This window comes from Desulforhabdus sp. TSK (assembly GCF_022836495.1).
Lineage (GTDB): Bacteria > Desulfobacterota > Syntrophobacteria > Syntrophobacterales > Syntrophobacteraceae > Desulforhabdus.
Genome location: NZ_BQXM01000008.1, coordinates 34,972 through 54,792, shown reverse-complemented (window position 1 = coordinate 54,792; position 19,821 = coordinate 34,972). Strand labels below are relative to the sequence as shown.

At 57.8% G+C, this 19,821-nt stretch carries 15 protein-coding genes and 1 tRNA gene; 12 read left to right on the top strand and 4 right to left on the bottom strand.

Annotated elements, in window-relative coordinates:
• Positions 1–38: 38 nt before the first annotated feature.
• The 4 genes from MWC30_RS06635 to dnaE all read right to left on the bottom strand — a co-directional run bounded on the left by MWC30_RS06635 (position 39) and on the right by dnaE (position 7,080).
• Positions 39–1,241 (bottom strand): M20 family metallopeptidase, encoded by a 1,203-nt coding sequence (locus MWC30_RS06635; RefSeq protein ID WP_244083377.1) that lies wholly within the window; start codon positions 1,239–1,241, stop codon positions 39–41.
• 165 nt (positions 1,242–1,406) lie between these two features.
• Positions 1,407–2,960 (bottom strand): acyl-CoA carboxylase subunit beta, encoded by a 1,554-nt coding sequence (locus tag MWC30_RS06630; RefSeq protein WP_244083376.1) that lies wholly within the window; start codon positions 2,958–2,960, stop codon positions 1,407–1,409.
• Positions 2,961–3,051: 91 nt separating this feature from the next.
• Complete coding sequence (locus MWC30_RS06625; protein ID WP_244083375.1) at positions 3,052–3,534, bottom strand: DNA polymerase III subunit chi; 483 nt, start codon at positions 3,532–3,534, stop codon at positions 3,052–3,054.
• A gap of 51 nt (positions 3,535–3,585) precedes the next feature.
• Positions 3,586–7,080 carry a DNA polymerase III subunit alpha gene (dnaE, locus tag MWC30_RS06620; RefSeq protein ID WP_244083374.1) on the bottom strand — a complete coding sequence of 1,165 codons (3,495 nt, stop codon included), beginning with the start codon at positions 7,078–7,080 and terminating at the stop codon, positions 3,586–3,588.
• 275 nt (positions 7,081–7,355) lie between these two features.
• On the opposite strand from dnaE, the gene MWC30_RS06615 reads away from it, so the two are divergent.
• From MWC30_RS06615 to MWC30_RS06560, 12 genes are all read left to right on the top strand, one after another.
• Positions 7,356–7,431: transfer RNA gene (locus tag MWC30_RS06615), tRNA-Gly, on the top strand.
• Between the two features lie 250 nt (positions 7,432–7,681).
• The gene (gene rimP, locus MWC30_RS06610) at positions 7,682–8,179 is read left to right on the top strand and encodes a ribosome maturation factor RimP (protein WP_244083373.1); all 498 of its coding nucleotides are present in this window, start codon (positions 7,682–7,684) and stop codon (positions 8,177–8,179) included.
• Positions 8,180–8,251: 72 nt separating this feature from the next.
• Entirely contained in the window at positions 8,252–9,607 is a 1,356-nt protein-coding gene (nusA, locus tag MWC30_RS06605; protein WP_244083372.1) for a transcription termination factor NusA, read from the top strand.
• A 5-nt stretch (positions 9,608–9,612) separates the two neighbouring features.
• Positions 9,613–9,885 carry a YlxR family protein gene (locus MWC30_RS06600; RefSeq protein WP_244083371.1) on the top strand — a complete coding sequence of 91 codons (273 nt, stop codon included), beginning with the start codon at positions 9,613–9,615 and terminating at the stop codon, positions 9,883–9,885.
• 245 nt (positions 9,886–10,130) lie between these two features.
• Complete coding sequence (gene infB, locus MWC30_RS06595) at positions 10,131–13,100, top strand: translation initiation factor IF-2 (protein WP_244083370.1); 2,970 nt, start codon at positions 10,131–10,133, stop codon at positions 13,098–13,100.
• Positions 13,101–13,105: 5 nt separating this feature from the next.
• Positions 13,106–13,399 carry a DUF503 domain-containing protein gene (locus tag MWC30_RS06590; protein ID WP_244083369.1) on the top strand — a complete coding sequence of 98 codons (294 nt, stop codon included), beginning with the start codon at positions 13,106–13,108 and terminating at the stop codon, positions 13,397–13,399.
• 84 nt (positions 13,400–13,483) lie between these two features.
• A complete protein-coding gene (gene rbfA, locus MWC30_RS06585) occupies positions 13,484–13,846 on the top strand; it encodes a 30S ribosome-binding factor RbfA (RefSeq protein ID WP_244083368.1) in 363 nt (120 codons plus the stop codon).
• On the top strand, positions 13,830–14,834 hold the full coding sequence (locus MWC30_RS06580; RefSeq protein ID WP_244083367.1) for a bifunctional oligoribonuclease/PAP phosphatase NrnA: 1,005 nt from the start codon (positions 13,830–13,832) through the stop codon (positions 14,832–14,834). The genes rbfA and MWC30_RS06580 overlap by 17 nt, the downstream gene beginning before the upstream one ends.
• 121 nt (positions 14,835–14,955) lie before the next feature.
• A complete protein-coding gene (truB, locus tag MWC30_RS06575; protein ID WP_244083366.1) occupies positions 14,956–15,897 on the top strand; it encodes a tRNA pseudouridine(55) synthase TruB in 942 nt (313 codons plus the stop codon).
• A gap of 125 nt (positions 15,898–16,022) precedes the next feature.
• The gene (gene rpsO, locus MWC30_RS06570; protein WP_254006161.1) at positions 16,023–16,286 is read left to right on the top strand and encodes a 30S ribosomal protein S15; all 264 of its coding nucleotides are present in this window, start codon (positions 16,023–16,025) and stop codon (positions 16,284–16,286) included.
• Between the two features lie 73 nt (positions 16,287–16,359).
• Entirely contained in the window at positions 16,360–18,453 is a 2,094-nt protein-coding gene (pnp, locus tag MWC30_RS06565) for a polyribonucleotide nucleotidyltransferase (RefSeq protein ID WP_244083364.1), read from the top strand.
• A gap of 95 nt (positions 18,454–18,548) precedes the next feature.
• Positions 18,549–19,814 carry a pitrilysin family protein gene (locus MWC30_RS06560; protein ID WP_244083363.1) on the top strand — a complete coding sequence of 422 codons (1,266 nt, stop codon included), beginning with the start codon at positions 18,549–18,551 and terminating at the stop codon, positions 19,812–19,814.
• Positions 19,815–19,821: the final 7 nt, after the last annotated feature.

Genomic DNA, 19,821 nt, shown 5'->3' with positions numbered 1-19,821 from the left:
GGCCGTCCCCTCCAGGAGACACATTTCAGGACAGCGTCTCAGTTTTCCTCCGACAGAGCATGATTTTCCTCAAAGTGTGTCAGCAGATCCACGAAAAGTTGGACCCCCACATCGAGAACATCCTCGTCAAAGCTGAAATAGGGTGAATGGAGTCCATGGGTGAATCCTTCCTTCGGGTCGTGGCAGCCCAGACGGATGAGAGTGCCCGGTATTTTTTGGAGGAAATAGGCGAAATCCTCGGCGCCCATGCTGGGAGGCTCCAGGCGCACACCATCTTCCCCCAGGAGCCTCCGTGTCCGCCCCAGAACATATTCCAGAATTTTTGAATCGTTGACTACCGGGGGGTAGCCGGGGTCGATTTTCAGTTCCGCCGTAACCCCGTGAGCGATCTCCGCTCCCTTCAGTACATCCTCCAGGCGCTGCAGCACCAGGGCGCGGGTGTCGCTATTGAGGGTCCTCAGGGTACCCTCCAGGCAGGCTTCATGAGGAATGATGTTGTGGGCTGTGCCGCCGTGAAAACATCCGATGGTCACCACAGCACTTTCAATGGGGGAAACGCTGCGGCTGATGATGGTCTGCAGCTGCGTCACCAGGAATGCTCCCGCCACGATGGGATCGATACAGAGGTCGGGATGCGCTCCGTGCCCCCCCGTTCCCGTCAGTCGAATGGAGAGGGTATCACAGGCGGCGTTGCTGACGCCGGGCGTCATCCCGACCTGTCCCACGGGCAGCTCGGGATGCAGGTGCCCGGCGAAGATGGCCTGGATGGGCTCGGCTGCCCGCTCCAGGATCCCTTCCTGCAGCATGGCCAGCGCCCCGCCCCCTCCCTCCTCGGCCGGTTGGAAGAAAAACAGGATCTTCCCACGCCCCGTATGCCTCCATTCCAGGTCCAGAAGTCGGCGGATGGTTCCGAGAGCGATCGTCATGTGAGCGTCATGTCCGCAGGCATGCATGGCACCCGGGTGTACCGATGCAAAAGGAAGCCCCGTGCATTCCGTCAGGGGAAGCGCGTCCATGTCTGCACGCAGGGCCAGGGTGGGACCGGGGCGGCCGCTTTCGAGCCAGGCCACGACCCCTGTTCCACCCACTCCCTCCTGGAAGGGGACTCCCAACCGTTGCAGCACCTCCGCGATGCGTGATGCCGTTTTCTCTTCCTTGTAGCCCAGCTCGGGATACTGATGGAAAGCGCGCCTCAGTTCCACAAGCCAGTCATGAATGGGCAGACGATATTTCTCGGGCATGGAACCCCTTTCCAAAACAGAGGAGCCCATCTTCCAGGGTGGGAAAACGGGCTCCTCTCCAACCTATGCTCATCCTGCCTGCATCAGGACGGGAAGGGAGGTATCGAAATATCCGTCGACCTGGCGACGGACCGTTTCCTCTCTTCCCCTCTTCCTTCTTGAGACTTACATGGGAATGTTCCCATGCTTCTTGGGCGGCAGGGACACGCGCTTGGTGGACAGCATTTCGAAGGCCTGGATCAGGCGGGGACGGGTTTCAGAAGGCATGATGACCGCATCGATGTAACCACGCGACGCCGCGATGTAAGGATTGCAGAGGGCATTCTTGTAATCCTCGATGATCTCCTGGCGCTTGGCTTCAGGATTTTCCGCTTCAGAAATTTCTTTGCGGAAAATGACATTGGCGGCGCCTTCCGCCCCCATCACCGCGATTTCAGCCGTTGGCCAGGCAAGGGTGATATCCCCGCCGAGATCCTTGGAGCACATGGCCAGGTAAGAACCACCGTAGTCTTTGCGAAGGACGAGGGTGATCTTGGGCACGGTCGCTTCGGAGTAGCACCACAGCAGCTTGGCTCCGTGGCGGATGATGCCGCCCCATTCCTGGTTCTTGCCGGGCAGGTAACCGGGAACATCGGCAATGGTCAGCATGGGGATATTGAAGGCGTCGCAGAAGCGGATGAAACGGGTGGCCTTATCGGAGGAATCCACATCCAGACAGCCGGCGAGCACCTTGGGCTGGTTGGCGATGATCCCGATGCTCTTGTTGTTCATGCGGGCAAAACCCACGACCATGTTCTGGGCGTAATGCTCGTGAACTTCCATGAAATCCCCGCTGTCCACGATGGCTCGAATGACATGCTTGACATCATAGCTGCCCATGGGATTGTCGGGGATAATGGTGTCCAGTTCGGGGCAGGTGCGGGTGGGGCTGTCGCCCATCTGGACTACGGGAGGATCTTCCATGTTGTTGTCGGGGAAAAAACTCAGGAGGCGCTTGATCTGGTCGATGTTGTCGGCGTCATTTTCACAGGCAAAGTGAGCCACCCCGCTCTTGGAGTTGTGGGACATGGCTCCCCCAAGCTCTTCCTGGGTGATGACTTCGCCCAGCACCGCACGAATGACGTCCGGACCCGTGATGAACATCAAACCGGTCTTTTTCGTCATGAAGATAAAATCCGTCATGGCTGGAGAATAGACCGCTCCCCCCGCGCAGGGGCCCATGATGGAGGAAACTTGAGGAATAACGCCGGACGAGATGGCATTGCGATAAAAGATGCTTCCGTAGCCCGCAAGAGCGTCCACACCTTCCTGAATGCGGGCTCCACCTGAATCATTGAAGCCAACGAAGGGTTTACCGGTCTTGAGGGCAAGATCCATGATTTTGCAGATTTTTTTGGCGTGCATTTCGCCGAGGGTCCCGGCCCGCGCAGTAAAATCCTGGGCAAAGGCGAACACCTGACGACCGTTGACGAAGCCGTAGCCCGTGATGACGCCATCGGCGGGAATGTCGACCTTGTCGATTCCGAACAGTATGCCTCGATGCTTCATGAACATATCGAGCTCAACGAAAGTGCCGGGATCGAAGAAGTAATCCAAGCGCTCACGGGCTGTCATCTTGCCCTGTTCGTGCACTTTGGCCACGGCCTTTTCGCCGCCCATCTGCTTGACTTTTGCTTCACGTTCACGCAGTTCAATCAGTTTATCAGCAACCCTACCCATATGCGCTTCTCCTCCGTCTCGACATTGAAAGGCTACCGGCTGGAGCCCACTTTACCAAAGTGGCGCCATTCTAATGGTTTAACAAGTGTTGTCAAGCACTTTCCCCTCCTTTGACTGCGTGTCGCACATTATCCCCCACCCCACCGTAGGGAACGTGTCGAAGCTCCATCCCCCGATCCTTTGCCGCCTGCCACAGCAATCGACTTTCCTGCTTCTTTTCCGGGTCATCCCTCAGAACGAAATGGACAACCTCCGGATATTTTGCCGCGAAGTCCAGGCGGGGCGGTCCGTCACACACCAGGATTTGGAAGCCTTGAACGACAATTTCACCGACCGTGATGACCACGGGCTCCATGATATCAACCGAGCCCTTTGAAGTGAGCACCCGGTGCGGGATGAAGCTCTCCTGCGCAAAGGTCCACAGCATCTGGTCCAGATGCTGGGCCGCCAGCGTGGAATCCACCAGGACCTGAACCTTCCTGCCCGCCTCGTGAAAGCGATCCACCCAGCGGCAGAGGAGGAAACGCTGTTTTTCCGAGGGAGTTTCCACAAAATAGATGAGTGTCGAAGCCATTGTTTCGCACCGATCAGAATGTCAGCTCGCCAGCTCTGCCCCCAACATCAATCATTGGTGACAGACCTTGTACACCGCTTCGCTGCTGTTGGGCCCAAAATACTGGTCCATCTCCTCGAAAAAGGATCGGGTGGGATTCACCTGCAGCTTCGAATTGAGGGCGATCACCGCCTCTCCGTGCCGCTCCACCAGCAAATGCAGGAACGTCTTGCACTCCCCGGGGTGGCTCATGAGCAGATGGCGCAGCCGGCTGAGTCCATCCCGATCGATATGGTCGGCTCGCAGGTGAATGCGCACGGAATCCACGGTCTGCACCTGCGCCTCATCCAGGGTGAGAATGCTGTTGGCGATGATTTTTGTCCCTTTTTCATCATGCTGGATTTTACCGATCACCACAAGAGGCTCGTCCCCCTGCAGCAGGTCTCTCGCTTGAGAAAAGGCTTCGGAAAAGGCGACGACCTCGACAATCCCTTCCTTGTCCTCCAGGGCGAGAAAGGCCATGCGGTCTCCCTTCTTGGTGGTGAGCTCCTTGATCACGCTCAGCATGCCGCACAGGACAGCTTCGGTCCCCTCCAGCTTTTCTCTCACCCTCTGGGTGTCGGCAGAGCACAGGGAAGCCAGCCGCTCGGCATAGAAGTCCAGGGGATGTCCCGAAATATAGAAGCCGAGGGCTTCCTTTTCGAACTGCAGGGTGATGCGGCTGTCCCAGGCCGGCACATCCGGGAGCGCCTGCGGCGGGGTCTTTTGCCTGGAGCGCAGGAGGTCAAACATGTTCATCTGTCCCGACTGGCGATCCCGCTGCATGATCTGGGCCTTCTCCAGGGCCGCATCCAGGGCGGCCATGACTCCCGCCCTGTTGGCGTGGAGAGAATCGAAAGCCCCGCACTTGATCAATTGCTCCAGGACGCGGCGATTGACCCTGGTGGTTTCCACACGCTGGCAGAAATCGAACAGGGATGAAAAATCTCCCTGTTCCCGCCGTGAATCCAGGATAACCTCAATGGCCGTTTCCCCCACATTCTTGACAGCGCCCAAACCGAATCGGATTTTCCCGTCCACCACCGTGAAGTCCTTGCTGCTGGCATTGACGTCGGGGGGCAGGATTTCGATCTTCTTCTCATTGCATTCGTTGATGAGCTTCACCACCTGGTCGGTACTGCTGAGGAAGCTGTTGAGAAGGGCCGCCATGAATTCGGTGGGATAGTGCGCCTTCAGGTAGGCGGTCTGGTAAGCGATGAGGGCATAAGCGGCGCTGTGCGACTTGTTGAAGCCGTACCCGGCGAATTTTTCCATAAGATCGAAAATATGGTTGGCCTTGGCCAGGTCGAACCGGTTCTCCTTCGCCCCGGTGATGAACCGATCCCGCTGGGCCGCCATGACTTCCGGGATCTTCTTTCCCATGGCCCGGCGCAGGATATCGGCCTCACCCAGGGAGTAGTTGGCCAGGACGCTGGCGATCTTCATGACCTGCTCCTGGTAGAGGATGACACCGTAGGTCGGCTCCAGGATGGGTCGAAGCTCCTCCAGGTCGTACACGACTTCGATCTGGCCATGCTTCCCCTGGATGTAATTTTCCACCATGCCGCTTTCCAGGGGACCGGGACGGTAGAGAGCCACCAGGGCCACGATGTCGGCGAAGTTTTCCGGGCGCAGGCGCAGCAGGATATCGCGCATCCCCGAGCTTTCCAGCTGGAACACCCCCGTCGTATCGGCCCGGCTCAGCAGCTCGTAAGTGGCCGGGTCATCCAGGGGAAGCTCTTCAATGTTGAGGTCCACCTGGTGATTTTCGCGGACAAGCTGCACGGCATTATTGATAACGGTCAGGTTCCTCAGGCCCAGAAAGTCGAACTTGATGAGGCCGGCCTTTTCCACGTACTTCATGGAATATTGCGTGACGACTTCATCGTCCTGCCCCTTGTAGAGGGGCATGTATTCCACGATGGGCTTATCGGCCATCACCACCCCCGCTGCATGCGTGGAGGCATGGCGGGTGAGTCCTTCGAGAGCGAAAGCGATTTCGAAAAGCTCCCGCAGCTGGGGGTCCTCGCGCTGGAGCTCTCCCAGGCGTGGCTCCAGTTGAAACGCCTTCTGGAGCGTCATCCCCGGGGAGGACGGTATCAGCTTGGCGATACGGTCCACTTCGTTGTAGGGCATGGCCAGAGCGCGCCCCACATCGCGGATGACGGCCCGGGCCTGCATGGTCCCGAAGGTGGCGATCTGGGCCACCCGGTCCTTGCCGTATTTCTCCGCCACGTACTTGAAGACTTCCTCACGACCGTAAATGCAAAAGTCTACGTCGATATCGGGCATGCTGATGCGCTCGAGATTGAGAAAGCGCTCGAAGATGAGACCATGCTCGATGGGATCCAGGTCCGTGATGCTCATGACATAAGCTACCAGGCTTCCGGCGGCGGACCCCCGGCCCGGCCCCACGGGAATGCCCCGGTTTTTGGCATAGTTGATGAAATCGGCCACGATGAGAAAATAGGCAGGGAAGCCCATCTGGCGAATGACATCCAGCTCGTAGCGCAACCGCTCCTGGTATTCCTTCTCCTCCTCGGCGCCAAAGTCGGGACGCTTCTTGCGAATCAGCCGGAGTCGTTTTTCAAATCCTTCCCAGACGGTCTTTTCAAAACGGTCTTCGATGCTCTCCCCTTCGTCCAGAGGGAAGACGGGGAAATGGTAGCTCCCCAGATCGATTTCAAGGTTGCAGCGCTCGGCGATGGCAACGGTATTTTCGATGGCGTCGGGCACATGAGCGAATTCCTGGACCATTTCCTCCGGCGACTTGAAATAGAGCTGGTCCGTGTGGAACTTCATGCGCTTCTCGTCCAGGATGGTCTTTCCCGTCTGAATGCCGAGAAGGATTTCATGGGCGCGGGCATCGCTGCGGCGCAGGTAGTGGCAGTCGTTGGTGGCCACGAGGGGCAGCCCCAATTCACGCCCCAGGCGAATGAGACCCTCGTTGACGATGGCCTGTTCCGGAATGCCGTTGGCCTGGAGCTCCAGGTAGAAATTGTCGGGGCCGAAGATTTCCGCATACTCCAGGGCCGCTTTGCGTGCGGCCTCCTCCTGGCGGCGGAGGATGTGCGTGGCGACCTCCCCCTTCAGGCAGGCCGAGAGGGCGATGAGGCCCTCGCTCCACTTTCTGAGGATCTCCTTGTCGATGCGGGGCTTGTAGTAGAATCCCTCCAGGTAGGCCGAGGAAACCAGCTTCATGAGGTTCTGGTACCCGGTGACATCCCTGGCAAGGAGCAGCAGATGATAGTTGCGGTCTTCGTCCACGGCCCCGCCGTTTTCATTCCGGCTCTGGCGGTCGAGACGGCTCCTGGGAGCGAGATAGACTTCGCACCCGATGATGGGCTTCATTCCCGCCTTTTTGGCTTTCTCATAGAACTCAAGGGCCCCGAACATATTCCCGTGGTCCGTTACCGTCACGGCGGGCATGCTGAAGCTGCGCGCCGTATCCAGGAGATCCTGCAGGCGGATCGCTCCATCCAGAAGGCTGTACTGAGAATGAACATGCAGGTGGACAAAAGAAGACATGCGCTAAACTCCCACAGATAAAAATCGTTTCCAACAGCCGCCAGGGACTCTGACCGAGCATCCTCTCCACTACTCATAGCGCCTGCCAATGGAAAGAACAAGGAATGAATCCGCTCCGCCGGTGTGCTGGTTTCTAAAGCTCGACTGAAACTCAAAAAATTCATTCTGTCCTCGAGAATCCCGCCATCTCTTTAATGGAGAGATCAGATGGCAGCAATTAACGCTTGACTTACTCCTACGACATCGTTTAAGTTTCCCTCTGTCTCAAGGATCGTGCGGGTGTAGCTCAGTTGGTAGAGCACAAGCTTCCCAAGCTTGGGGTCGCGGGTTCGAATCCCGTCGCCCGCTCCAGTGAGACGGTTACTCCTTCTCACAAAGAAGGCTTCCCTTTTCGAGGTGGCGGCGATCTTCCTTTTTTTGGGAGAAAGCGCAGCTTCCTTCGAGTAGTGGATGACAAGACTTCTGGATTCTCTGAAAAGAGAAGCCTAAATTTTGGCTATATTTAGATAATTGTCGGGTCTATCGAGGGAAGTGGGTGATTTTCTACCCACTTTTTTTATTTTTGGGCGATGAGCTGACGCCACGGGGAAAGACGGGAACCATGTCCGAAACGGGAGACAAGACCCAGGAAACCATTGCCCGCATATGGGAGCTGGTGGAACCGGTGATCGAAGCGGAGGGAATGGAACTGGTCGAGGTGGAATATCGCAGGGAGCCTCACGGGTGGGTCCTGCGCCTTTATATCGATCAGGAGGACGGGATCACCGTGGATGATTGCGCCAATATCAGCCGGATTGTCAGCGATTTACTGGACGTGGCGGACCCCATCCCCATCGCCTATCATCTCGAAGTTTCGTCGCCCGGCATGAATCGCCCTTTGCGAAAGTTGAAGCATTTCCAGGAGCACGTGGGAAAGATCATCGAAGTACGAACGCTCACTCCACTGACACCCCTTTTGAACCGGCGCAACTTTAAGGGCATCCTGGCGGAAGCCGGGTCGGAGGGCTTCCGTATGGACTGTGACGGTCAGCTTTTTGATATTCCGCTGGTTCTCGTGGAGCGTGCCCGTTTTTGCTACTTCGAAACTATGAAGACATAGTACCACGTGTTAAAATAATTATAAAAATTGCCATTGTGTCCATTCGAAGACGTTGTGAGGAGATGAAAAACCATGGCCAGTGAACTCAAAATGTTGATCGATCAGGTCAGTCGGGAAAAGGGGATTGACCGCCAGACATTGATCAGCACACTGGAAGAAGCCATCAAGTCGGCTATTAAGAAAAAATACGGCAACCGGTTCGATCTGGACGTGACTTTCAACGAAGAGTTTGGAGAAATCGAGGCCTTTCAGTTCAAAGAAGTCGTGGAACATGTGACGGATCACGAGAAGGAAGTTTCCCTGGAAGAGGCGCGGGCGCTGGACGCCGAAGCGGAGCTGGGAGACGAGCTGGGCATTCGCATGAGTACGGACGCTCTGGGACGGATTGCCGCCCAGTCGGCCAAGCAGGTCATCATCCAAAAGATGAAGGATGCCGAGCGGGAGGTGGTCTACGACGAATACAAGGGGCGCAAAGGCGAAATCATCAACGGGATCGTGCAGCGCATCGACAAGAACGGCATCACTGTCAACATCGGGCAGGCGGAAGCGATACTCCCCTCCAAGGAACAGATCCCGAGGGAGGTTTTTCGGCAGGGCGACCGCATTCGCGCCTATGTCCTGGATGTCAAGAAGATCAGCAAGGGGCCGCAAATTGTACTGAGCCGCACGCACCCGCATTTCCTCATCCAGCTTTTCCACTCCGAGGTCCCCGAAATTGCGGAAGGAATCGTAAGCATCATCGCCGCCAACCGGGAACCGGGCTCGCGCGCCAAGATCGCCGTCGTTTCCAAGAGCCCCGACGTGGATCCCGTGGGTGCCTGCGTGGGGATGAAAGGCTCCAGGGTGCAGAATGTGGTCCAGGAACTGCGTGGCGAGAAAATCGATATCGTGCCGTGGAACATGGACCCCGCCAAATTCGTGGTCAATGCCCTCGCCCCCGCCATCATCTCCAAGGTCATCATCGACCAGAACAACCGGAGCATGGAGGTCATCGTCCCCGACGACCAGCTTTCCCTGGCCATCGGAAAACGGGGACAGAACGTACGCCTGGCCTCCAAGCTCACCAACTGGCGCATCGATGTGAACAGCGAAAGCCGCTATGGACGGAAGAAGCAGGCAGGATACCAGGCGCTCCTGCAGCTGCCCCATTTGACCAATGAAATGGCCGATCGCCTCTACGAAGCAGGCATCACCTCGCTGGAAGATCTTGCGGAGGCCAGCGCCACGGAATTGATGGACCTGACGCGCCAGTCGAAAGCTGTCGTCGAAGAAATGAAGATTCAGGTACAGGAGCTGCTATCGGTGAAAACCGACGCGGCGGCGGAGCCCATGGACGAAGCCGGCCCGGTGGAGCCCCAGGAACAGGACATCCTCGAAGCGGGAGAGCCTTCCGCCGAGTCTGCCACCGAGCGAGTCTCAGGAGAATGAGCGGGTTGGGCAAGGATCGTACGCCCATCAGGACCTGCGTGGTCTGCGGGCAGAAAAAAACCAAATCGACTCTTTTGCGCATGGCCCTCGACTGCCGGGAAAAGGGTCGCATCGTGCTGGATCTCCAACAGGTCCGTGAAGGGCGCGGTGCTTATGTTTGCCCGGGATGCCTGCCCCGACTGCGCTTCACCAGGCGCGTCCAAAAGGCCTTCCGAAACAGGGCAAACGGGTTGGCCGACGAGATTTTCATGAGCGAACAGCTGATCACCAAAAGGTGAATGATCACGATGCTAAAAAGAGGACCATGGAACTTTGCAGGAGATGCAGCCGTTTACAGAGCATTGTGAAGGCCCCCTGATGATACATGATAGAGAGCATGAACGCTCTCCAGATGATCTTCTTCTGTTTCGATTGAAACGACACTTTTGAGGTTCGTAAGTTCACCGGGACGATGGGAGCTAAGGGGTGAAAGATTAAGATACATGATAGCAACAAGCCTAAGTTAGATAAGGGGGAAGTCTTCATGGCGCGAATGAGGGTGCATGAACTTGCGAAAGAGCTCAATATGAATAACAAGGATCTGATTGATCGGATTTTCAAGTTAGGGATTCAGGTCAAGAACCATATGAGTACGTTGACTGAATCCACAGTGGAAAAAATCCGACAGCAGTTTGCGGAAGACAAAACCGAAACGGTGGAAGAAAAGCGCATCGGAAGGGCTATCATCCGACGTCGCAAGAAAACCGCCGAAGAAGAGGCTCCTCCCGTGGAAGCTCAGGCAGAACCCGCGGAAGTCCAGATGCCGTCCCCGGTGGAAGAACCCCCTTCTCCCACGCAGGTACCCCTGGAAACCGTTCCGAAAGCCGCGGCCGAAGTTCCTGTCGAACCCGCACAGCCTGCACCCTCGGAAGCGAGTGCCCTGTTGCCCCCTGCTGAACCCCCAGCCGTCATGGAACCCCCCACCCAGGAAGCTCCAGAGGTCAGTCCCGCGCCTTCGGCTCCCCCTGCCGAGGCCGCTGCCGCTCCCGAGGTTTCCTCTGCCGCCCCCTCAGAGGAAGAAATGGCTCCGCAGGCCGAAGAAAAACCGATCCTTGCCGAGGCCGAAGAAGCGCAGGCTTCCCCCAGGGAGGCGGAAGCCATTTCAGAGCCTGCCCCGACGGAAGTGGCGGGAAAAGAAATGGTAGAAGAAATGCCGGTAGAGGCAGCTGCGAAATCCGCTCTTCCCGTCGAAGCCGTTGAACCCCTTGAAGCCGGGGAAGAGCAGGCCGCCGAGGCTGCGGGCGCTGAAGCTGAGGCTTCCGAGGACGAGGAAGCCGGGGCCAAGAAGTCCAAGAAAAGACGCCGCAAGAAGGCACGCAAGGATGAGCCCGCACGCATCATCAAGCTGCCGGAGGTCATCATTCCCGCCGAGCCCGAAGAGGAGCCGGAGCTGCCTCCCATTGCGCCGCGCCTCCAGGTGAAGGCTGCGGTGGTGGAAGAGGTGGAAGCCAAGGAAGGGCCGCGCAAGAAGAAAGCCAAGGGCACTGAAGAACCGGTGCCGCCGAAAGAGGTTGTCGATCGCAAGCGCAAGGGACCGCAGCGCAAGGAAGTTTTCGTGCGTGAGGACCTCTACTCCAAGAAAGAGCTGGCAGCCCAGGCAGATCGCGGGCGCGGAGGCAAAGGGCGGGAAAGATATGTTCCCGAAGAGCCCCCCGCTGAACCTGCGGTGGCCAAGGTCGGCAAGAAGAAAATCAAGATCGATGAGGCGATCACCGTAGCGAACCTGTCCAAGCAAATGGGCCAGAAAGCCGGTGAAGTCATCAAGAAGCTGCTCATGCTCGGCCTTCCCGCCAGCATCAACCAGGCCCTGGATTTCGATACAGCGGCGGTGGTTGCCAGTGAATTCGATTTTGAAGTGGAAAAAGTCGGCTTTGAAGAGGAAGAAGTGCTGCAGACCCAGGAAGATCGCCAGGAAGACCTCGTCCCGAGGCCGCCCGTCATCACGGTCATGGGGCACGTGGATCACGGGAAAACGTCCCTCCTCGACGCCATTCGGCACACCAATGTCATCAGCGGCGAGGCGGGCGGCATCACCCAGCATATCGGGGCCTACGACGTTCAGCTGGAAAACGGCCATGTCGTGTTTCTGGATACGCCGGGCCACGAAGCCTTTACCTCCATGCGCGCCCGCGGCGCCAAGGTGACGGACATCGTCATCCTGCTCGTAGCCGCCGACGACGGCGTCATGCAGCAGACGGTGGAGGCCATCAACCACGCCAAGGCGGCTGAAGTCCCCATCATCGTGGCCATCAACAAGATCGACAAGCCCAATGCCAATATCGAACGGACCAGGCGCCAGCTCGCTGATCACGGCCTCATTCCCGGCGAATGGGGCGGCGACACCACCATGGTGGAAATTTCGGCCAAGAAGAAGATCGGCATTGAAGAGTTGCTGGAGATGGTGCTGCTCCAGGCGGAGCTCCTGGAACTGAAAGCCAACCGCAACAAGCCTGCGCGAGGGCGTGTCATCGAATCCAAGCTCGACAAGGGACGCGGTCCGGTGGCCACCATCCTCATCCAGGAAGGTACGTTGAAGGCCGGCGACATCTATGTCTGCGGTGTGAATTCCGGGCGCGTTCGCAACATGTTCAACGACCGCGGCAAGCGCCTGGAAGAGGCCGGCCCCTCCACCCCGGTGGAGGTCCTCGGGTTCTCGGGGGTCCCCAACGCGGGCGACCAGTTCATTGTCCTGACGGATGAGAAGCAGGCGAAGCTCGTGGCCGAGCATCGCTCCGTCAAGCTCCGGGAGAAGGAGCTCACCAGGACTTCCAAGGTAACCCTGGAAAGCCTCTTCGATCAGATCCGCGACGGAGAGATCAAAGAGCTCAACGTGATCCTCAAAACCGATGTACACGGTTCACAGGAAGCCATCGCCGACTCCCTGTCGAAGCTTTCCACCCCGGAAGTGAAGGTCAACCTCATTCACAATGCCACGGGCGCCATCACGGAAACGGACATCATGCTGGCGGCTGCGTCCAACGCCATCGTCATCGGCTTCAATGTGCGCGGCGATGCCAAGACCATGGAGCTGGCGGAGCAGGAAAACGTCGACGTACGCTACTACGACATCATTTACCAGCTCCTGAGCGACATCCGGGATGCCATGGTGGGTATGCTCGAGCCCGTGTACCAGGAACAGGTCATGGGACGCGCTGAAGTGCGCCAGACGTTCCAGGTTCCCAAGATCGGCATGATCGCCGGTTCTTACGTCCTGGACGGCAAGGTGGAGCGTGGCGCCAAGGTGAGAGTCCTGCGAGACCAGGTGGTGGTCTACGACGGTAAAGTCGGCTCCCTGAGACGGTTCAAGGAGGACGCCAAAGAGGTCAAGGCCGGTTTCGAGTGCGGCATCGGCATAGACAATTTCAACGACATCAAAGTGAACGATATCCTGGAGGTCTACGAACTGAAGGAGGTCAAACCGACTCTGGAGGGTGAAGGGGATAAGAAGGCCTGAGGGTCATGACAGTAGGAATCGTACGGGTTGTGTTCAGGCTCCACGGGAATCAGTCCCTCAAAGAGAAGCGGCGAGTGGTGAAAAGCATCATTGACAAGAGCCGTCATCGCTTCAACGTTTCCGTGGCCGAAGTCGGGGACCAGGACGTCCATCAACGCGCCGTCATCGGGGTAGCCGTCATCGGGAGTGACGGAAGGGTCTTGAATTCTCTTCTGGACCGCATCGTGGCTTTCATGGAATCCCTCGGCCTTGCGGAACTGGTGGAGCACGACATGGAACTGATTGCTCTGGGGGACTGACCGCGATCAACCGGCATTTGCGTCGTTCCCGGGTCTCGAGGTCAGAACGCAAGGCAATGCTTCCCGGGGACAAGGATTACAGGCATGGAATACAAACGGTCCGACCGAGTGGCCGACCTCATCCAGAAAGAAATTGCAGACCTGGTGCTCCGGCGGGTGAAAGATCCCCGCGTCGCCGCCGTGACCATCACCGGCGTGGAAGTGAGCCCCGATCTCAAACACGCCCGCATTTTCTACTGCATCATGGGTACTCCCACGGATGCAGAGAAACAGTCCGTGGCCGACGGACTCACCAAGGCCAAAGGCTTCATGCGCATGGAACTGGGAAAACGCCTGTACATGCGCTCTGTGCCTGAGCTTGCTTTTCACTACGATGCATCCTTCGACTATGGGGAAAAAATCGAGCGCATTTTGAGAAAGCTGCACGAGAATGACCACACCGAATAACGAAGCGCTCGCCAGGGTTGCAGAGGCGATCCGGCAGAGGCACCGCTTCTTCGTCACCACACATGTCAAACCGGATGGAGATGCCGCAGGCTCTCTCCTGGGCCTTACATTCATGCTCCGCCGCCTGGGAAAAACGGTTGCACCCCACACACAGGACCCCATCCCTTCCAGCTACGATTTCCTGGCCGGGTCGAACGCCGTCAGCCAGGAACTTCCCCAGCCGGACCATTTCGATGCCGCCATTCTCGTGGACTGTGGAGAGCTCGACCGCGTCGGGGCCTCTTTCACCCCGGTGATGGGAAACTTTCCGTTCCTCATCAACATTGACCACCACTACGGCAACGCTCCCTTCGGGGATGTGTCGTGGGTGAACCCCACAGCCAGCAGTACGTGTGAAATGCTCTACGAGCTGTGCGCCGCGCTTCCCGTGAAACTGGACGCCGAAATCGCGACGCACCTCTATACGGGCCTCGTCACGGACACGGGATCCTTTCGCTTCGGCAACACCAATCAGAAGGTCCTGGAAATTGCGGCAGATCTTGTGGCTGCAGGGGCTCAGCCGGCCTACATCGCTCAGCAGATCTACGACTCCGCACCCCCCCAGCGCCTCCAGTTGCTGGCCCGGGCTTTGGCCACGATAGCCTTTTACGACAACGCACGTTTGGCCACGGGGGAGATCACCATGCAGATGTTCGAGGCAACGGGAACCACTCCCACCGACGGCGACGGGTTCATCAATCATCTCCGTTCGGTGAAATCCGTCGAGATGGCCATGCTGTTTCGAGAAGATCCCGATGGGCTGATCCATGTCAGCATGCGATCCAAGGGCAAAGTGGACGTCGCCACCTTCGCCCAGAATTTCGGGGGGGGAGGACACAGGCAGGCGGCGGCCTTTCGCGCGGCAGGGCCTATGGATGCCGTGCGCACCCGCTTCACGGAAGAAGCACTCCGCTATGTGCAGCGTGCCCCAGGGCAGCAGCCTGCGTGACGGAAGAACCGTGGGGAAGTTTCCTTTGAATGAGGATTTCCGCTGTTTCGCTTCAGGGCGAATGGATCGTATGATAGAGAGTAAGGCACAGCCTGCAAAACATTCTCCGCGCGGGATCGAGATGGAATCTCCCCCCGCCCCGTCCCACGTTCCGGACGGCATCCTGATCCTTGACAAGCCCGAGGGCATCACTTCTTTCGGGCTGGTGGCCAGGGTCAAGAAACTGCTCGGCATCAGGAAGGTCGGGCATTGCGGCACTCTCGACCCCTTTGCCACGGGGGTCATGATCCTCTGCCTCAATGGAGCGACGCGCATCGTGGACCAGCTCCTGGTGCAGGACAAGCTCTACCGCTTCACCCTCCGCCTGGGGTTGGAAACGGACACGTTGGACAAAATGGGTGAAGTGGTGCGATCGTACGACGGTCCGGCATTGTCGAAAGCTCAATTCTCCGGGGCGCTGAAGGGATTTCGCGGTTCCTACCTGCAGCAGGTTCCCCGCTATGCCGCCGTCAAAATTGAGGGAAAGCGCCTGTATGCTTTGACCCGCAAAGGCATTGACGTCGAGCCTCCCTCCCGGGAGGTTCAGATCCATCACCTGGAGCTCCTGGACTACCAGTGGCCCTTCGCCACCCTGGAAGCACATTGCTCCAAGGGAACGTACATTCGCCAGTTGGCCGCGGATATCGGCAGCCGCCTTCAGTGCGGCGCGCACGTGAGTTCCTTGAGGCGTTTGAAAAGTGGAAAATTTGGAATAGAATTTGCTACCACTTTGGACAATTTGTGCGATACTTCTTTGGACAATCTCTGGACGGAAAAGCTCATCTCCATGGACGAGGCACTGCCTCACCTGAGAGGCATGGTGTTGACACGCCACAAGTGGGTAAAACAGGTTCGGAACGGGACGCTGGATCCCGATTGGGAGAGGGAGTATCGTCAGAATTTCATGGATACGGGCGCACCGGTAAAGCTGCTGACGCCTGAGAGGGATTTGGTGGCGCTGTGGTGGCCTCATGCCGACGGCCGGCAGCAGCGTCGATTGCGAGTGATTGGAGGGAGCCGCTGAGCGTTTCAGCGGACATTGAACACAAATGATCCACGGACCGTGGTTTCACCAGGGCGGGACCATTGGAACCGGGATCATCCACATCATGTTCACGAAAGTGAAACGAAGGAGGATTAGCCGTGGTAATGACCCCTGAGAAGAAGCAGGAAATCATCGAAACATTCAAAATGCACCCGTCAGATACGGGATCACCGGAAGTGCAGATCGCGCTGCTCAGCGAAAGAATCAATTATCTGACGGAGCACTTCAAGGTCCATCAAAAAGACCATCACTCACGACGCGGACTCCTGAAGCTCGTAGGACAGCGCAGACAGCTTCTCAACTATTTGAAGAAGAAAAATATCGACCGCTACAACACCGTCATCGAGCGGTTGGGCTTGCGGCGTTAGATTTTTCTCTTTCCGTCTCCTGGCCGGACGTCCTCAGGAGACGGAAGTTCTACATACGATAAGGAAATAATTTATGAAACAATCCGTACAAGTCGAGGTCGGCGGACGAATGCTGACTTTCGAATCCGGTCATGTGGCCCAGCAGGCCAGTGGCTCCGTCATGATGCGATATGGAGACACGGTGGTGCTCGTGGCAGCGACCAAAGAAGATCGAGTGAGAGAGGGCATCGACTTCCTCCCCCTCATGGTCGATTATCAAGAAATGAGCTATGCGGCGGGACGCATCCCCGGAAGCTTTTTCCGCCGTGAGATCGGGCGTCCCAGTGAAAAGGAAACCTTGACTTCCCGCCTCATCGACCGCCCCATTCGGCCCCTTTTTCCCAAGCGCTACACCTACGAGACCCAGGTCGTTGCAACGGTCCTCTCCGTGGATATGGAGAATGAGCCGGACGTGGTCGCCCTCACGGGCGCATCGGCAGCGCTGCACATTTCGCCCGTTCCCTTCCAGGGGCCGGTGGCTGCGGTACGCATGGGCCGAGTGGATGGCGAATTCATCGTCAACCCCACCGCCGAGCAGATGGAGAAGAGTGTTTTAAACATTGTCGTGGCTGCCAGTCATGACGCCGTCGTTATGGTGGAGGGCGGAGCCGATTTCGTCTCTGAAGAGATCCTCGTGGAAGCCATCGATCTCGCCCACCTCGCCATCCGCCCCATTCTCGACGCCCAGGAGCAACTGCGTCAAATGATCGGCAAGGCCAAGGAAGCTCCTCCCGAAGTCGTCAAGGATGAGGCGCTTATCGGTGCCGTGGAGCAGGCGGCCGCGCAGGAAATGCGTGACGTCATGACCACCCCCGACAAACTGGTCCGCAGATCCAGGAAGAAGGATTTGAAAACGCGGGTCAAAGCGCAGATGGAGGAAAATTTTCCAGACCGCCAGAAGGAGGTCGAAGAGGCCCTTGAAGACCTGGAAAAGAAGCTTGTCCGCCGTATGATGGTGGAGGAGGGACGCAGGATCGACGACCGCAGGTTCGATGAAATCCGGCCCATTTCCGTTGAAATAGGAATTCTCCCACGAACTCATGGATCCGCCATTTTCAACCGTGGTGAGACACAGGCCATGGCCATTGTCACACTCGGGTCGTCATCCGATGAGCAGCGCATCGATTCACTGGGGGGAGAGACCTTCAAGTCTTTCATGCTCCATTACAATTTTCCGCCCTTTTCCGTGGGAGAGGTCAAGCCCCTCCGCGGCCCGGGACGGAGGGAAATTGGACACGGCGCTCTTGCAGAGCGAGCGGTGAAGGCCGTCCTCCCGGCCAACGGGGAATTTCCTTACACCATCCGCATCGTCTCGGAAGTCCTCTCCTCCAACGGGTCCAGTTCCATGGCGACGGTGTGCGGTGCCTGCCTCGCCCTCATGGATGCCGGTGTGCCCCTGACGGATTCCGTCGCGGGTATCGCCATGGGCCTCATCAAGGAAGGGGACAATGTCGTCGTCCTCTCGGACATCCTGGGCGATGAAGATCACCTGGGGGACATGGACTTCAAGGTGACGGGAAATGAGCGCGGCATCACCGCCATCCAGATGGATTGCAAGATTGCCGGAATCGACCGGGCCATCATGCAGCGCGCCTTGGAACAGGCGCGCGACGGCCGCGTTTTCATCGTGGGCAAGATGCGGGAAGCTCTGGCCATACCCAGAGAGGAGCTCTCCCCTTACGCTCCGCGTGTCGTCACCATCAACATCAATCCCGAAAAGATCCGCGATGTCATCGGACCGGGCGGCAAGGTCATTCGCGCCATCGTGGCGGAAACAGGAGCCAAAATCGACATCGACGATTCAGGCCGCGTGGTCGTCATGAGCCCCGACGCCGCAGCATGCACCAAGGCCATCGACAAGATCAAGAGCCTGACCCAGGAACCTGAAGTCGGGCAGCTCTATATGGCAAAGATCGTGCGCATCACGGATTTTGGTGCGTTTGCGGAAATTCTGCCGGGCATCGACGGACTGATACACATCTCCCAACTGGATCACACGCGGGTGCGCAAGGTCACCGACGTGGTGCAGGAAGGGGAGGAAGTGCTCGTGAAGGTCATCGAAATCGACAAGGACGGGCGCATCCGGCTCAGCCGCAAGGCTGCCCTGGAAAAGCCTACGGCCGAATAGCAGGAGCTGACCCCTCACTTCACCCCGGATCCCTTTGAAAAGGGGATGGAAGTGAGGGGCTCTTTCGACAAGGCACCCAGTGAGAAAGGGAAAGATTGTACCAGAAGACTGTTCTGCGCAATGGGATTCGTGTGGTGACTGAAAAAATACCCTACGTCTATTCCGTATCCACAGGCATCTGGGTGGGAGTAGGGTCTCGTGACGAACAGGAAGGCGAACGCGGTATCACACACTTCATCGAGCACATGCTCTTCAAGGGAACCCGGCGCCGGAGCGCCCTTGACATCGCCAAGGAGCTGGATGCCGTCGGGGGCTTCGCCAACGCTTTCACCTCCAAAGAGCACGTCTGTTTCCATGCCAAAGTCTTAGACCGCCACATGCCCCTGGTAGTGGATGTCCTGACGGATATTTTCCTCAATTCCGTCTTCGCCCCTCAAGACATCGAGCGCGAGCAGCAGGTTGTCCTCCAGGAAATTCGCATGATCGAAGACACACCGGACGAATTCGTGCACGTCCTGTTCCAGGAGCTGTTCTGGAAGCAGAATCCCCTGGGGCTGCCCATATACGGCACCGCCGAAGCCGTGGCCGGGACTGATCGTGAAAGCATCCTCCGGTATCTCTCCCAAACCTTTCATCCCGAAGAGATCGTCGTGGCTGCCGCCGGCAATCTGGAGCACGATCATTTCGTCGATCTCGTCGCCCCGTCCCTGGAAAAACTCGACCACAGCGTACACCGCCCTCCCCGGGAAAAGCCCGTCAATCATCCCGGCATCCACGTGATGGAGAAGGACCTGGAGCAGGTCCACCTGGTGTTGGGCCTCCAGGGTGTTTCCCAGTCCGAGGACAATCGATTTCCCTGCCACCTCCTGAACGTGATCCTGGGCAACAGCATGAGCAGCCGTCTTTTTCAGGAAATTCGCGAGAAAAGAGGCTTGGCCTACTCCGTGTACTCCTTTCTCAACAGCCACGCCGACACCGGAATGCTGGGCGTTTACGCCGGCATCACCCCTGAGAATATCGAGGAGTCCCTCCAGGTCATCCGGCAGCAGCTCGACCTGCTGGCCGCTGAGCCCATCTCGGAAGCCGAGCTCAGCGCCGCCAAGGAATACCTTCGCGGGAGCATGTACCTCAACGCAGAAAGCACGGATTCCCGCATGAACCGCCTGGCCAAGAACGAATTCCTGTTTGGGCGCTTCATCCCCTTCGAAGACGTGGAGGAGAAGATCCTGGCCGTCGATGCAAAATCGGTACAGAGCTGGTTTCAGTCGGTTTACGATCCACGGGATGCAGGTCTCTTCCTATTTGGCCCCACCGGCCACACCAGGGAATCCGTGGAAAAAATCTTCCTGGCGCAGGGATGATCCCCGC